Annotated in this window: 14 protein-coding genes; 4 read left to right on the forward strand and 10 right to left on the reverse strand. The window is 37.1% G+C overall.

The features are described from left to right. The first annotated feature begins 58 nt into the window (after positions 1 to 58). Both V0410_RS14940 and V0410_RS14945 read left to right on the forward strand, forming a co-directional pair. Positions 59 to 469, forward strand: a complete 411-nt coding sequence (locus tag V0410_RS14940; protein WP_047099553.1) for a BrxA/BrxB family bacilliredoxin — start codon at positions 59 to 61, stop codon at positions 467 to 469. A 105-nt stretch (positions 470 to 574) separates the two neighbouring features. Further along, positions 575 to 2089: a GH3 auxin-responsive promoter family protein gene (locus tag V0410_RS14945; protein ID WP_330744698.1), complete on the forward strand. Its 1515-nt coding sequence runs from the start codon at positions 575 to 577 to the stop codon at positions 2087 to 2089. A 244-nt stretch (positions 2090 to 2333) separates the two neighbouring features. On the opposite strand, the gene V0410_RS14950 is transcribed toward V0410_RS14945, so the two are convergent. From V0410_RS14950 to V0410_RS14995, 10 genes are all read right to left on the reverse strand, one after another. After that, positions 2334 to 2744, reverse strand: a complete 411-nt coding sequence (locus tag V0410_RS14950) for a hypothetical protein (protein WP_330744699.1) — start codon at positions 2742 to 2744, stop codon at positions 2334 to 2336. 28 nt (positions 2745 to 2772) lie between these two features. After that, positions 2773 to 3135, reverse strand: a complete 363-nt coding sequence (locus tag V0410_RS14955) for a hypothetical protein (protein ID WP_202842284.1) — start codon at positions 3133 to 3135, stop codon at positions 2773 to 2775. 4 nt (positions 3136 to 3139) lie between these two features. Then, on the reverse strand, positions 3140 to 4111 hold the full coding sequence (locus tag V0410_RS14960) for an endonuclease/exonuclease/phosphatase family protein (protein ID WP_110011299.1): 972 nt from the start codon (positions 4109 to 4111) through the stop codon (positions 3140 to 3142). 72 nt (positions 4112 to 4183) lie between these two features. Continuing rightward, entirely contained in the window at positions 4184 to 5035 is an 852-nt protein-coding gene (locus tag V0410_RS14965; protein ID WP_442879203.1) for an endonuclease/exonuclease/phosphatase family protein, read from the reverse strand. Positions 5036 to 5182: 147 nt separating this feature from the next. Next, complete coding sequence (locus V0410_RS14970; protein ID WP_330744701.1) at positions 5183 to 5911, reverse strand: rhomboid family intramembrane serine protease; 729 nt, start codon at positions 5909 to 5911, stop codon at positions 5183 to 5185. A gap of 5 nt (positions 5912 to 5916) precedes the next feature. Further along, positions 5917 to 7713 carry a DNA mismatch repair endonuclease MutL gene (gene mutL, locus V0410_RS14975; protein ID WP_330744702.1) on the reverse strand — a complete coding sequence of 599 codons (1797 nt, stop codon included), beginning with the start codon at positions 7711 to 7713 and terminating at the stop codon, positions 5917 to 5919. Between the two features lie 315 nt (positions 7714 to 8028). Then, entirely contained in the window at positions 8029 to 8856 is an 828-nt protein-coding gene (locus tag V0410_RS14980) for a YoaK family protein (RefSeq protein WP_137904592.1), read from the reverse strand. Between the two features lie 28 nt (positions 8857 to 8884). Next, entirely contained in the window at positions 8885 to 9379 is a 495-nt protein-coding gene (locus tag V0410_RS14985) for a hypothetical protein (RefSeq protein ID WP_330744703.1), read from the reverse strand. A gap of 214 nt (positions 9380 to 9593) precedes the next feature. Next, positions 9594 to 11006, reverse strand: a complete 1413-nt coding sequence (locus V0410_RS14990) for a sensor histidine kinase (RefSeq protein ID WP_330744704.1) — start codon at positions 11004 to 11006, stop codon at positions 9594 to 9596. A gap of 3 nt (positions 11007 to 11009) precedes the next feature. Beyond that, complete coding sequence (locus V0410_RS14995; RefSeq protein WP_062673733.1) at positions 11010 to 11717, reverse strand: response regulator transcription factor; 708 nt, start codon at positions 11715 to 11717, stop codon at positions 11010 to 11012. A 192-nt stretch (positions 11718 to 11909) separates the two neighbouring features. Here V0410_RS14995 and V0410_RS15000 point away from each other — a divergent pair, with 192 nt between their 5' ends. After that, on the forward strand, positions 11910 to 12479 hold the full coding sequence (locus V0410_RS15000; RefSeq protein ID WP_079243618.1) for a helix-turn-helix domain-containing protein: 570 nt from the start codon (positions 11910 to 11912) through the stop codon (positions 12477 to 12479). Between the two features lie 539 nt (positions 12480 to 13018). Next, positions 13019 to 15844: a TonB-dependent receptor gene (locus tag V0410_RS15005; protein ID WP_330744705.1), complete on the forward strand. Its 2826-nt coding sequence runs from the start codon at positions 13019 to 13021 to the stop codon at positions 15842 to 15844. Positions 15845 to 15849: the final 5 nt, after the last annotated feature.

Genomic DNA, 15849 nt, shown 5'->3' on the forward strand with positions numbered 1-15849 from the left:
TATATATTGAACAAACGCAAAGAAATGCTTAACTTTGTAGGGATAAAAAACAAAATATATGTATCCAACAGATTTAGTAATGCCTATGAAGGCAGAGCTTACAGATAAAGGTTTTCAGGATTTAACAACTCCGGCTCAGGTAGAAGAAGCTTTGAAGCAGTCCGGAACCACATTATTGGTTATCAACTCTGTATGTGGTTGTGCGGCAGGTGCTGCAAGACCAGGAGTAGTATACTCTTTGACAGGAGATAAAAAACCAGATCATTTAACGACTGTATTTGCAGGATTTGATACTGAAGCGGTAGTAGAAGCAAGAAAACACCTTGCTCCATTCCCTCCAAGTTCTCCATGTGTAGCACTTTTCAAAGATGGTGAATTGGTTCACATGCTGGAAAGACATCACATTGAAGGGAACCCTGCAGGAGCTATCGCAGCTAACCTTCAGGCAGCATACGACGAATATTGCTAATAAGCAATCAACTAAATAACAAACCGTTACAAATTTTGTAACGGTTTTTTTATTTAATACCGTAAAAAATTTTCTGAAAATTCAAATATCATTATATTTGTTGAAATGGCAACCAAAGCACTTTTCAATACCGTAGTTAACTGGTTTATCCGTCAAAGGATTGATCAGATACAGAATTTTATAGACCATCCGATTGAAACTCAGAAAGGTATACTGTTTTCTCAGTTGTTTCATGCGGAGGATACGGAATATGGTAAATTATACGGATTCAATTCTATCTCAAGTTATCAGGATTTTAAAAACAAAGTTCCTATTGTTACCTATGAAGAAATGGAGCCTTTTATTGAAAAAGCAAGACAGGGACATAAAGACGTAAGCTGGCCGGGACTTATTAAACATTTTGCCAAATCATCGGGTACCACCAATGCTAAAAGCAAATTCATCCCGATCTCTGCCGAAAGCCTTGAATACTGCCACATGAAAGCCGGAAAAGACATGGTTTCGATTTACGCCAACAACCATCCCGAAAACCAGCTTTTTAACTATAAAAACTTACGCTTAGGCGGAAGCTCCGAGCTTTATGCGGATTTTAATACAAAATTTGGAGATTTATCTGCCATCCTTATTGATAACCTTCCCTTTTGGGTAGAAATTACCACTACTCCGAGTAAGAAAGTTTCTTTGATGGGAGAATGGGAAAGCAAGCTTAAAGCAATTACTTCCGAAGTAAAAAATGAAGACGTGGGAAGCATCCTTGGAGTACCAAGTTGGATGATGGTTCTGCTGCAAAGAGTATTAAAGGAAACCAATGTAGGAAGTATTTCGGAGCTGTGGCCTAATTTAGAGGTGTTTTTTCACGGTGGAATCAGTTTTAAGCCCTACAGGGAACAATACAGACAGATCATCGGAAAAAACATCAATTACTACGAAATTTACAATGCTTCAGAAGGCTTCTTCGGTATTCAGGACAGATCAGACAGTGATGAGATGCTGCTGATGCTGGATTATGGAATATTTTATGAGTTTATCCCTATGGATCAGTTTCATTTTTCAAATCCGAAAGTCGTAAGTCTGGAAGACGTGGAAGTTGGGAAAAACTACGCAATGGTGATCACCACCAATGGGGGCCTTTGGAGATACCTGATTGGTGATACCGTTGTCTTTACTTCAATCAATCCGTTCAGAATAAAAATAACTGGAAGGACAAAGCACTATATCAATGCTTTTGGGGAAGAACTGATGATTACCAATGTAGAATCTGCTCTTGCAAAAGCCTGCGAAGCAACGGGAGCACAAATAACAGATTTCACAGGAGCACCGGTTTTCATGAAAGGAAATGAAGGCGGCGCCCATGAGTGGATTTTTGAATTCAGCCAGCATCCGGATGATCTGGAACACTTTATTGATGCTTTTGACAAGCATTTAAAGACCATTAATTCCGACTATGAAGCGAAAAGATACAATAATATGACTTTGAAAAGGCCGATTGTACATATCGCCAAAGAAAATCTGTTCTATCACTGGCTGGAAGCTAAGGGAAAGCTAGGCGGACAGAATAAGGTACCAAGACTAAGCAATGACAGAGAATACATTGATCCGTTGCTGGAAATGAATAAATAAAGTTTATTTTGAAGCGCAAAGAATTAGCAATTCGAATGTTTTATTTAAGGAGGCTAAGAATACGTCAGCTTCGCCGCTTATGAAGCGTAATGGCTATGCGTACGCTTCCTTAGAACCAATCTATTGATTCAAGCTTTGCTCCCTCGAATTATTACGGTATCAAAATAGAAACTCTGCGTTAAGAAACTCTATTCACAAATCATAAATAAAAAGCCGTAATTCTGTTGAACTACGGCTTTTCATTTTATTTACTTAGATCTTCCTGCACTTTTTTGGCAGCTTCTTCAACTTTCGAAGCTCCTTTTTTCGCCGCTTCTTTGGCGTCCTGCCCTACTTTATTGGCTTCAGTTTTGATATCCTGTCCTGCTTTGTTAAGATCTTGTTTTGTCTTATCTGCAGTGGCATCAATCTTATCTTTTGCCTTCTGAGCAGCGGCATCAATCTTATTGCCGGCTTCATCTACTTTAGCCTTAACGTCTTCTTTTGCATTGTTGATTTTTGCAGTATCCACAACGTTCGGTGTTTCTGTAGTAGTAGTGGTTGTAGTAGTAACTGATCCGTCAGGATTTTCTACCTGTTCTGTTTTTGTTGTTGATTTTGTACATGCTACCGTGAATACTGAGATCATCAGTGCAGCTAAAATTTGTTTTTTCATATTGTTTATTTTTTAATGGAATCTGGAGTTATTCTGATTTGGTTTCCTGCGCAGCTGTCTTTTCAGCTGTCTTAAGCTTCTTTTCAGCCTCTGCTTTTTTCTTTTCTTCTTCCTGTTTTGCTTTATTTTCTTTTTCGAGCTCGGCTTTAATTTTATTTTCTTCGTCCTGAAGCTTTTTTGCCTGTTTAACCGAATCAATATACTGGGGAGAAGACATTCGTATTTTGCGTGCAATATCCACTGAAACAGCTCCTGTAGAAAAGGAATCGACAGCAGTAGTATCATAACTTATTTTAACTTCCTGCTCAGCCCCGAATCCCGGTGATTCTTTCTTCGAACAAGCAGTAAAAAGAATGATAAAAATAAAAATCGCAGCCAGTAAATTTTTCATGGAACTAATTTAATAGAAATTCCGCAATTACAGGATAATGATCCGATAATTTCACAGATTGATCTACCTTATAGCTTAGTGGAATGATTGATTTTGAAGTGAAAATATAATCAATTCTCAAAGGCACTTTATAATCATGGAAACTGCTGGCGCTGCCCTTTCCGGCTACCAGGAATGCGTCCTGAAGGTCTTTTCCAAGGTTATAATACTCATATGAATTGGGAACAGAATTAAAATCTCCGGCCAGAATAACAGGATAAGGAGATAAATCAATCATTTTTCTGATTCTTTTAACCTGGTCTTCATGTGCCTGAAAGGTGGGAGTCATGTGAGAAAGTAACGTTGAAACATTTCCCAAACCTAACTTATCAAGTTTTGTAAACATCGATTTATGAAGTCTGAAGGGTTCAAGATACACATTAATAATTCTGATTACTTTTCCATTAATGTCTATATCTGCGTAGAATGAATTTCCGCGGGCTTTTTCGTCAATAAGCTCTGCTTGTCTTACAATTTTATGCTTGGTTTTAAGAATAACCGACGGGTATTTTATAAGATCACGCTGTATAGCACGGTTTGTATCTTTTTCCTGTACAAGAATAATGTCTGCATCCTGTGCTTTGATATAATCTTTCACTTTATCCCATCCATATTCTCCGTATTTCACATTAAAAGTTAATACTTTAATATCCCGTATTGTTTTTAAATTTTCTGTTTTTGGGGAAAAGTTGATCCATCGTCTGATCGGATTATAGAAAATAAATGTACCTAAGACAAAAGCAATCGCAATTTTTTCTTTTTTGAAAATCCAGATCAGCGTTAAAATTACATGTGCCAGTATCAGATAAGGAAAACCGAGAGACAGAAGATTCAGGTTGCCTAAAATGTTGGGTGGAATCCATGCATTCCCCAATGTGCATAACAGCAATACGGCAACAACGATATGTATAAATAGTAATATCTGGTTCGACTTCATGAAAAAACGGTCTTGGTACGATTTTCTTCAACAAAAATCCTACCAAGCAAACAATTTTAACTCTTTTTATGATTATTTATTCTCCGTAGAAAATGTTACTGTGACAGGATAATGATCTGAAATACTTACAGAACGGTCAATTTCGTAAGATATTGCCTTTAATGACTTTGAAGAAAAAATATAGTCGATTCTGATGGGGAACTTATAGTCGTGAAAACTGGTTGCACTTCCTTTTCCTGCAGTCAGAAATGCATCTTCCAGACCCTCTGATAAATGATAATATTCGTAAGAATTGGGTACAGAATTGAAATCACCGGTAAGGATAACAGGGTAAGGCGAATTGTCAATTACTTCACGAATGAGTGCCACCTGATCCTGGTGTTTTTTAAAGGTGGGAATCAGCCTTTTAACAACATCTTTTATTTTTTGTTCGTCGGTATCAGTATTTCCATTAAGTCTCATCATATCTTTCTGAAAGCGAAAAGGATTGAGATAAACATCAATGAACCTGTAAGTTCTGCCTTTAATTTCTATATCAGCCAGCACACCGGGAATTCTTACTTCTTCATCTTGAGGATCAATAATCTGCTGGTTAATGATTTTGTGCTTGGTTAAAATCGTTAAACCTCCTCCTGGATTTGCTTTCTGATAGCCATCAAACTGATATTTAATACCTGCATCCTCCTGTAAAAGAATAACATCCGCATCCTGAGATTTCAGGTACGGTCCGACCTCTTTGTTTCCTATTCTGCCAGCCCTTGTATTAAAAGAAATCACTTTTATTTCAGCATTTCCTTTCTGATCAGAATAGTTAACCCATCTTTTTACAGGATTCATAAATGCCAAACCAGCCAACATAAATACAAAAGCCCTTTTTTTCCAGCTTAATACCCAGAATATGGTCAGGATTATATATAGAATCATGAGAACCGGGAATCCTAATGACAACAGATTAAACCATGGAAAAATCTTGGGCGGTACGTAAGCGTTCAGTAAAGTCCCCAGCAGCAGGAACAAAATCCCCAGGTGGATAATCAATACTATGAGTCGGAAAACCTTCACAATGTTACTTTAGTTGAATCTGTATAAATGCTTTTTCCAAATTCTTGCCAAAAGCCATCCAACCAAAGCTCCTCCTACGTGAGCAAGATGGGCAATGCCTCCTCCATTTCCTGACACCCCAAGATATATTGAAATTACAACAATAATTGGTAAAAGATATTTTACTTTTATAGGAACAGGAATAAACATAATTCCGATTTTAGCATCAGGATATAGTGTGGCAAAAGCAGCTACTACTCCGAAAATAGCCCCAGAGGCTCCTACCATTGGAGTAGCAACAATCGCTTTTAAACTTTCCAGTAATTCTTTCTGTTTAAGAACAGCACCCGTATTTCCTGCAAATTCAACACTTGCTCCTGACAAATAAGCATTTACGTTAAATCCAAGCTGTTCTAATTCACGTGAAAGTTGTTGAACTTCAACAAAATTCCAGGCATTAAAAAGGAAAAATGCTCCTAAACCACTTGCAAAGTATAAAATCAAATACTTTTTGTCTCCTAATGTCTGCTCCAGAATTGGACCAAAACTAAAGAGTGTCATCATATTAAATAAAATATGCATGATACTTCCATGCATGAACATATGAGTAATAACCTGCCATGAATGGAAAAATGGAGAGAACGGATAAAAGCCCGCAAGGTAGCCAATCATCTGGTTTCCCATGAAGTAAGTAACAATAAATACTATAACATTGATGATAATTATGTTCCTTGTGATGGGCGGTATATTGTTAAACATATTTTTTAAAATTTGTTTTTAAATTCATTAAACGGAACTTCATAAAAGCATCTTTTGCCATCCGGTAAAAATTCCGGGAAGCCTAATGCTGTAAAGTCTTTGATAAGCTGTTCCGCATCTTTTTTATAAATAAAGTCAAATCTGGATTTCGACTGCATTTTATTCCATTGGTTATGGTAATACTGCATGAATTCGTCTTCCGTCTTGTAATCCAGGATCTCAAAAAGATTCTCCAGGAACTTCATGGCCTGGGTTTCTTTCAGTCCTTCCGGAAGTGAATCTATTCGAAGTACACTTTCATGAGCAATTTTCATGTCAAACCCTAATTCCGGCAGATATTTTTTGATCGAATTGTATTTTGCCTTTTCGATTTCATTCATATGATACTCCAGGGAGAAAAGAAGAGCATGGCTGTTTGTGCTTGATTTTCTGGTGGATTTGTTTCCTTCAGAAACCAACAGTCTGTGCATTCTTCCCAGATCCAGCATTAAAGTGACATCTCCTTTGTTAAAAAGCCAGTATCCATTGGGAAGCCTCATCAGATCTTCATCAAAATCCTCATCTTCAAACAGATTAATCTTTGAAGGCTCTGCTGTAATATTCTGATGGTACATTTCCGTAAGGTTCTGAATTTCCTCAGGATGTACTACATTTTTCTCTTCCAGAAACGGATTATAATCTTTGTCTACAATGATTTCCGGCATTTTAAAAACACCTCCGCCGGAACCTCCTCCATTTCCTTTGCTCGGAATAGGTTTATTCATCATTTCATCCAGTTCGGGATCTCTGTCGAAATCCAGGCTTGGAGAAACATTATAAATTCCTAAAGATCTTTTTATAGTTGAACGAAGCAAAGCAAAAATAAGATGCTCGTCCTCAAATTTCACTTCTGTTTTCTGTGGATGGATGTTGACATCTATTTTCTCAGGATCAAGTTCCAGAAAAAGGAAAAAGGATGGCACATATCCAGGCTGAAGCAAGCCTTCAAAAGCTTCCTGTACTGCTTTATTAAAGTATGGACTTCTGAAATACCTTCCGTTAACAAAAAGGAACTGCTCCCCTCTTGCTTTCTTGGCCCCTTCAGGTTTAGCAACAAAACCATGAAGTTTACACCAGATAATGTCTTCTTTAATAGGAATCAGAAGCGGCTGAAGCTTTCTTCCGAAAACATCCACAATACGCTGCATCTGGCTTCCTTTTCTCAGTCTGAAAACAGCTTCATCATCATGAAAAAGGGAAAACTCCAGATTCTCATGAGCCAGCGCAACACGCTGAAATTCATCAATTACGTGTCTGAATTCAATATTATTATTTTTCAAAAATTTCCTTCTTGCAGGAACATTGTAGAAAAGGTTTTTTACTAAAAAGTTTGATCCGTCTGCTGTCTGAACCGGATCCTGAAACTGGAAAACCCCTCCTTCAATATAAATATTAGTCCCGATGGAAGTATCTTTCTGTTTTGTTCTGAGCTCCACCTGGGAAACTGCCGCTATAGAAGCCAGCGCTTCACCACGAAATCCTTTAGTGGCTATCTTAAAGATATCTTCAGTTCCTTTGATTTTGGAGGTAGCATGCCTTTCAAACGCCATACGGGCATCTGTTTCAGACATTCCTTTTCCGTCATCCACCACCTGGATAAGGTTTTTCCCGGCATCTCTGATGATCAGTTCAATTTTCGTTGCATCTGCATCAATAGCATTTTCCAAAAGTTCTTTCACGATGGATGCAGGCCTCTGCACCACCTCTCCTGCTGCAATTTGGTTGGCTACATGATCCGGTAAAAGCTGAATAATATCTGACATAAAAACGTAAATCAACTTACAAAAATAGTCAATGAAAACGGGAATTAAAATACTAAAATCGTGATTTAATATTTAATTATCAACATTTTTGCCTATTTATCCCCAACCGGTTTTTTTAATGTTTGTAATGAAGGGCGTTAGCAAGTTTATTGCTCCAATTCGGAAATCTTTATTTCAACAACCGTGAAAAACAGGACAAAAACAAGTCATTTGTACATAATTAAATTAATTTTTAAGAAAAATGCCCCTATTCTATGATAAAATAAGGGCACTTACAGCTAGTTTATACAAAAAATTAATAGTGTGTTTTATATTTTAATCCTCAAAGACAAGCTTTCTTTTCTTTTCTCTTTTAGGAATTCCATGGATTTTATCATACAGATAAGCAAAAAGATTCGGTTTTTTATAAATCCTGCTGTATCTGTATTTCGTGTTGAAATGACGAATATGAATTTTATAAGCATCATATCCGATGACAATCAGAAGACAAATGCTGATTACATAGAATACTCTGAATTCCAGATAATAATATGTTAACCCCGAGAATACAGCGCCCATTACATAAGCAAGCATAATACTCATGAGAAGTTTTGCCCTGCCAATCAGCTCCCCGTTTTTTCTGTATTTTTTCTGGGTAAACATGGATACCAGAATTCCCAGGTCGGTAGTGGTTCCGGTAAGGTGGGTTGTTTTCACAGAGAAGTTGGAAATACTTGCGGTAAGACCGTTCTGAAGTCCGGTAGCAAAAAGCATCAATGCCACTAAATATTCTGTTTCTTCCAATGTTTTCTGGTAATAAAACTGTCCGTATATTCCTACAAACAGAAGACATATGATTTCCAGCACAATGGGCATGGCATGGGCGAAATATTTACTTTTCTTATTAAAATTGATAACAATAAAGTTGGACAGGAAGCTTCCGAAGAAGAACAAAAAGATCCATCCACCTACAACTCCTACCTGCGTCCAGTTTCCTTTACTGATTTCTGCCGCTAAAATAGCGTAATGTCCTGTTACGTTTGACGTAAAAGAGAGGAATATCAACAGGGAAGCAATGTTTATAGTACCTGCTGTGAAGGCAGTCAGCGTTCCCAACCTGATGTTGTCTCCCAATGTTCTGCTGTTACTATAATTTCTTAACATTTTTTATTTTTTTAAATTGTGTTTAATTTCAGACCTCTACAAAAATCTCTGCCAGCCTTCCTCTTTCCGGAAGTTTTTCTCTTACTTCGACCGTAATTTCATGAGATTTGAGTTCTTTGCATTTCCTGATATAAGGAGTCAGATCGAATTTTCCGTTTCCTCTGCTTTTGATGGATGAAGAATAATAAGCTTCCTCAATATTTTCCGCCTTTACATATTGGTTGAATGTTCTCTGAAAACTTCCAGTAAAAATGTCGCAGATGATTTTATTGACCAGATGGGAATATTTATTGCTGATAATTCCCAAAGCATCACAGAATTCTGCAGGTCTTATTTTATTGAATACCGATGTTTTGGTACTGAACAAAAGATCCCTGATAGAATCTCCGGAATCATAGCCGGAAGTAAGAAGGATATTGTACTGATTCTGATCTTCTGCTGCTTCTTTCTCTTTAAGTACTTTTTTCAATATATTCAATGACTCAAGAGAGTAATCTGTTGCAATTAAAATTGTTTTAGTCATGTTCTTATTATTTTGTATTGTGTTTATCTTTTTTGATGATACAAAACTAGAACGACCATATTAGAAGATCTTTGGAATGGAATTAAAATGTGATTAATGAGATTAAAATGAGATTAGAAAATTGTTAACGGGAGTTAATATGACGAAAAGCTCTTTTGCATTTTGCCATTTCGCTTTTTCGTCAATTTGCTATTTTGCTTATTGTTATTCTGGTTTACACTTTGGCTTGTTCACCCTTCTGCGTGCTGTAGAAATTAGGAAAACGCATCTGTACCGTTGTTCCCTGGTTTTCGTGAGAGCTTACAATCAGTTCACCGTGGTGCATTCTGACAATATTTCTGGCCAATGGAAGTCCGATTCCGTAGCCTTCATAATTATTGGTATTGGAAGCTCTGAAAAACGGATCGTAGATTTTGTTCATTTCCACTTCAGGAATTCCGATCCCGTTGTCTTTTATAATGATGTAGACATCTGTATTGGTGGCTCCCAGAGAGACTTTAACCTGCTGGAAATTAGAATATTTACAGCCATTACTAATGATATTGGCCACAGCAAGATGCAGTAACTGCTCATTCCCCTGAACTTTTAATTTCTTGGGATTATCGGGAAGCATACTGATATCCAGATAGATATTATTCCGGGAATCAATCCGCCTTAAAGTTTCAATAACGTCCCAAAGAAGCTGATCAATTCTCACCTTATCCATTTTCTGGATTTTCCCGTCAAATCCGGTTTGGGCAATCATTAGGAGGGCTTTAATCTTTTTATCCAGCTTTTCAGCTTCATCCAGAATGATGCCGAGCGTTTCCTTGTATTCGTCAGCCGTTCTGCTGATGGAAAGCGCAACATCGGCTTCCCCCATAATGGATGTAAGAGGTGTCCTCAATTCGTGGGAAACATTGCCGATCAGGTGGTTCTGGGTTTCAAAAGACGTTTCAATGCGGTTGAGCATATCATTAAAGGTATCTACCAGCTCATTAAGTTCTTTATTATCAGGATGTGATTCCAATCTTAAGTGAAGGTTTTCAGAACTGATTTCTTTTACTTTTCCTGTAATTTTTAAGATCGGCCTGAATAAGGTTTTGGACAGATAAAAAGAAAAAATCATACTGAAAAACAGAGACAGTACGATACAGGTAAGCAGTGTTCTCTTTAAAAAGCCCAGATAATAAACCACATAATGGTTTTTGGCAGAAGCAATGGCAATATAATCTTTATCATCATATCTGAAGCTTTGTCCTATATAATAGAATTCTTCATCATTATAATTGGATTCTCCTTCTTTAATAATATTTTTAAAGAAATAATCGGGGATATGAACTTCCTGAGATATTTTTTTGAAATTGGAATCGGCAGGAACCGCAAAAACATAGTCTCTTTCCATCGGAAGTTCCTCATCATTCAGGTTGCTGAGAATATAGTTTTCAGGAAGGTCGAGATGATCTTTACTTTTTTCGATCTGAACAATGGTTGCCGTCCTTATCTTCAGCAGTTCATAAAACCTCTGGTGTGAAAAATTAACAATAGAAAAGTACACCAAACCACTGAACAGCAAAATGATGGCGGTAAAAACCAACATTAAAAGTACCATCGTTTTGGTTTGATTTGTAATGACTCTGTTAAACATTCATTATGTCTTTTTCAACACATAACCCATTCCTATCACGGTATGAATCAGTTTATTATCATCCTGGCTGTCCAGTTTTTTCCTTAAATAATTGACATAAACATCTACCACGTTGGTTCCCAGTTCGTAGTTTACTCCCCAGACCGCATCGAGAATTTCTGCTCTTGAAATTACTTTTTCCGGATTATTCAGAAAGTACAGCAGCAGTTTATATTCTGTGGAGGTAAGAGAAATCTCTTCTCCGGCTCGGGTTACTTTTTTGGTGTAGTCATTCACCATCAGATCCGAAAACTGGAATACATGTTCATTATCCGGCTCCGGTTCAGCAATTTCCTGCGGACCGTTGTTATTGCTTCTTCTTAGCAGGGATTTTACACGTGCAACCAACTCAATGAATTTAAAAGGCTTCACCAAATAATCGTCTCCTCCGCTTTCCAACCCGAGAACAATATTTTCAGAAGTTCCCAAAGCAGTCAGAAATAAAATAGGAACGCTCTGATTGGTTTTTCTTATCTCTTTGCACACATCCAGACCGTTCATTTCCGGAAGCATAATGTCTAAAATTACCAGATCAAAATCGTTAGCCTGCACCAGCTGAACTCCTGTACGGCCGTCAAAAGCTACAGAAATTTCATATCCGTTTTCCTGAAGTCCCTTTTTTATAAAAGATACTACACTGGTTTCGTCTTCGATAAGAATAATTTTTTTCATAGATGAAATAAGGAGTTTTACAAAAATAGGGAAATTTTCCGGGGGAGAAAAAGCTAGGAATATCAGAGAGTCAAGTCGCAAATAATAATTTTCAATGAATTGATTCCCTCCTGTACCTAAACTCTATAGAATAATATTACCTTTGCTTTAATAGAATGATGAAAAAATAATTCAGGTTAAATTACACACAGTATGAATGACTTTTTAATAGGTATCGGCAAGAGATTAAAGGATATTAGGAAAAAGAATAATTTAACCATTAATGAGCTGGCCTTCAAAGCGAATGTGAGCAACGGCCTTGTTTCCAGGATTGAAAACGGAAGAACCATTCCTTCGCTGCCTGTGTTATTAGATCTGATTCAGTCGCTGGAGATTGATGCCAGCTATTTCTTTGAAGGGGTGGAGAAAAAGTCTAACGCCAAATTCATTTATGTCCCGAAAGAGAGCCAGCAAGTCATTGAAAAAGAAGTGGAAGCTGAGGGATTTAAGTATATGCATATCTTCAGCAAGAGTCTTCATTCTTTAGGATTTGAAGCTGTACTACTAACTCTCGAACCCAATTCTAAAAGGGAAAAGGTCATTACGGATGCCTGGGAATTCAAATATATCCTGAAGGGAGAAGTGAAATACGTAATTGATAATGAAGAAATTATCCTAAAAGAAGGGGATTCGCTTTATTTCAACGGGAAATTTCCTCACGTTCCGGTAAGCATCAGTGATGAAAGCTGTGTGATGCTTGTTCTTTATTTTTATACGGCTTAACTGCATTTTTCTAACGCAAAGCTTTTATTACTAAACCTCATATTTCTAGGGAGCAAAGAATGGAATCAATTTCATTGATTCTTTCTAAGCGTATGCATAATACTGACGCTTCATCAACGACAACGTCGAAATCTTTGCATCCTTAAAATATATCCTTTGATTTATTAAACTTTGCGTTTACATCATATTCCAATTTTTATATCCTTCTTCAATTTTGAATTTCCAAAACATATAAAAGTTTACAAATATGCAACTTTTATTTTTTCATTTTCTTCCAAGATGAACGAAATATGAACTAAAACAGATCAATTTTCAACCGATTTCAGTTCCTTTTATTGTTAGGAAATATTTACTAAAAACGTTGAAACAGTCACTTTAAAGCTTGTTTTTCTTGAATTTTCAAAGGCTAATTTCTATTGGTTTAAAGTAAAAAACACGTAACAAATCTGGATTATTTGTTAAACAATACTTAATACAAAATATTTATATATATTAAAATTATTAGCTTGATTTGCATGAAAAATTTAATATATGTAAAAATGAAAACAAAATTAGAGAAATTACTTACCCTTGTTTTTGTCTGTCTCATAGTCTTTGTTTCAGCGCAAAAACAGTTAATTATAGGAACTGTGCTTGACGACAGCCAGCCTCTCCCCGGGGCCACAGTCAAAATAAAAGGCTTATCTAAAAAAATAACCACTGATATTGAAGGAAAATTTACCATCAACGATATTAAAGAAGGCCAATACATCTTACAAATCAGCTACATCGGTTATGAATCTACAGATGTCAATGTAGACCTGAAACCGGAACAAACGGTTGATTTAGGAATTATCAAACTATCCCAACCTGGAAAAAATATTGATGAAATTGTCGTTACAGGAACGTTAAAAAATACGGAAGCGAGAGCTTTAAACCTTCAAAAAAATGCCATTAACATTACCAATGTAATTGCCTCAGACGGAATCGGAAAGCTACCGGACAGAAATGCAGCAGAAACCGTGCAGCGTGTGCAGGGAGTATCTATTGAAAGAGACCAGGGAGAAGGAAGATTTGTTTCCCTGAGAGGACTTCCGCCATTCTGGGCGTCCACAACCATCAATGGAAACCGGCTTCCCACCGCAGAGGAAGAAACGACTTCCAGAGCAACAGCATTTGATTTCTTTCCTACAGAACTGATCTCCTATGTACATGTAAACAAGTCTTTTACCCCAGATATGGAAGCTGACGGAATTGGCGGCGGTGTTAATTTTATTACCAAAACCCCACCGATGAAAACAGAATTCAAAGCCACTGTGGGAAGCGGTTATAACGCAAAGTCTGATAAAGGCGTCTACAACCTTGGATTTTTATATGGAGGAAGAACAAAGGATAAAAAATTTGGGTATTTAATCAATTTTGCCCATTTCATAAGAAACTGGTCTACCGATAATTTTGAAGCACGAAGAAGTGGTGACGAAGGGGTTTTCAGGCTGGAACTTCGCGATTATAACGGAGTTCGAAAGACAACCGGAATCAATACCGCTTTTGAATATATATTATCTCCAAAAACGACTTTCTATTTAAAAGGAATGTATGGTACCTTATCGGATGACGAGACCCATTACAAACACAGGATCCGGTTTGATAAGTTCAGCAGTGCTAATAATACAGCAAGAGTGGAGCTTCAGAATATCCACAATTTACTGATAACGGAGCTTACTTCTGTTTCTTTGGGAGCGGTTCATCAATTCAATAGAGGAAAAATCGACTGGGATTTATCTTACTACAACAACCAATTCAAGTATGGGAATATCCCTGACAAACAGAACAACTCATATTATGTCATCAAGTACACTCAATCTGGTGTAGGCATCAATCCTGATTATATTTCCAATCATGGAAATGGCCCCAGAGCTTATTGGAAAGCTGATGGTGGAAAATTAGATTATAAAAATCCGGATGCATTGTTTGGCTTCTACAGTGATCCGAACTTTAAAATGGACGCTTCACAGATGAAATTTACAGATCTCGAATTCTATAAGGTTTTTGTAGAGGAAAAGGATAAAATCGTAGCAGCATTCAACCATGAAATCAATGCTTCTGATAAACTGACTTTAAAATATGGTTTTAAATACAGAGATAAAGAACGTAATGCAAGATTCTCTGATATTTTCTACAACTGGAGCAGCGGAACAGCGCCTCTTCTGTCTGATTTCTCACAATACATCACAACACAGCCCAACGGACCAAAATATTTAAGTGAAATGAATGCACACATCGGTAATACTTTTGGGCCAGTACTTTCTACCACAGGAATGAACCAGTTCTGGTATGACCATCAGGGTAATCTGAAGATCAATACTGCAGATTCTGAAGCCCTGGAATACAATAAGGCACTAGGAAGAAACTTTGATGTGTTTGAAAAACATGCAGACGCCTATGGAATGGCAACGTACAAACTGAATGATAAAATCGTCATTTTAGGAGGAATAAGATTATCAAATACCAGTACGAAAGTAAAAGGATACAGCGTGAATGATGATGTACTGACTCCGGTAGAAAATACTAAAAACTATCTGGCTGTTCTTCCGATGATTCATTTAAAATATACTTTAAATGATAAAGCTAATCTTCGTTTTGCAGCGACAAGAACTTTTTCAAGACCAAATTTTGGCGATCTGACTCCGGGAGGAACTTATATTGAAGCAGATAACGAGTTCAAAGGCGGAAATCCCAACCTTAACCCTACCTATTCTTTGAATTTTGACCTGATGGGTGAATATTATTTTTCCAACGTAGGGATTCTCAGCGGCGGCGTTTTTTATAAATCCATTACGGATCCTATTTTCCAGGACTCTTTTATCGGAAACTATAACGGAAACAACGGAGTACAGTTTACCGCTCCCAATAACGGAAAAGCGGCATGGCTGGGAGGTATTGAGCTTGGAATTAATAAGAGATTTGATTTCCTACCGGGATTGTTACAGTACTTCGGGGTACAATTAAATGCTACCTTCATGACTTCCGAAATGGAAAAGCCAAGCGGAAGAACGGTAGCCCTTCCCTATCAGGCAAAGGAGTTGTATAATGCGCAGCTTTTCTTTGAGAAAAAAGGATTCAATGCAAGGCTGGCTTACAATTATAAAGGAAAATATGCTGTAGAATATGCCGAGGAAGATATCAACGATTCTTACTATGGCAAGTATAGTAATCTGGACTTCGGAGGTTCTTATCAATTTACCAAATACCTGACTTTATATGCGGATGTGAACAATATCCTGAACAAACCACTGATCTATCACTTCGGAAAAAGCGAAGACCGTCCGGAACAGGTGGAATATTATGGAGTCCGATTCAATCTTGGAGTAAAACTGAATTTCTAAACCAG

The sequence above is a fragment of the Chryseobacterium sp. CP-77 genome (assembly GCF_036362765.1).
GTDB classification, from domain to species: domain Bacteria; phylum Bacteroidota; class Bacteroidia; order Flavobacteriales; family Weeksellaceae; genus Chryseobacterium; species Chryseobacterium cupriresistens.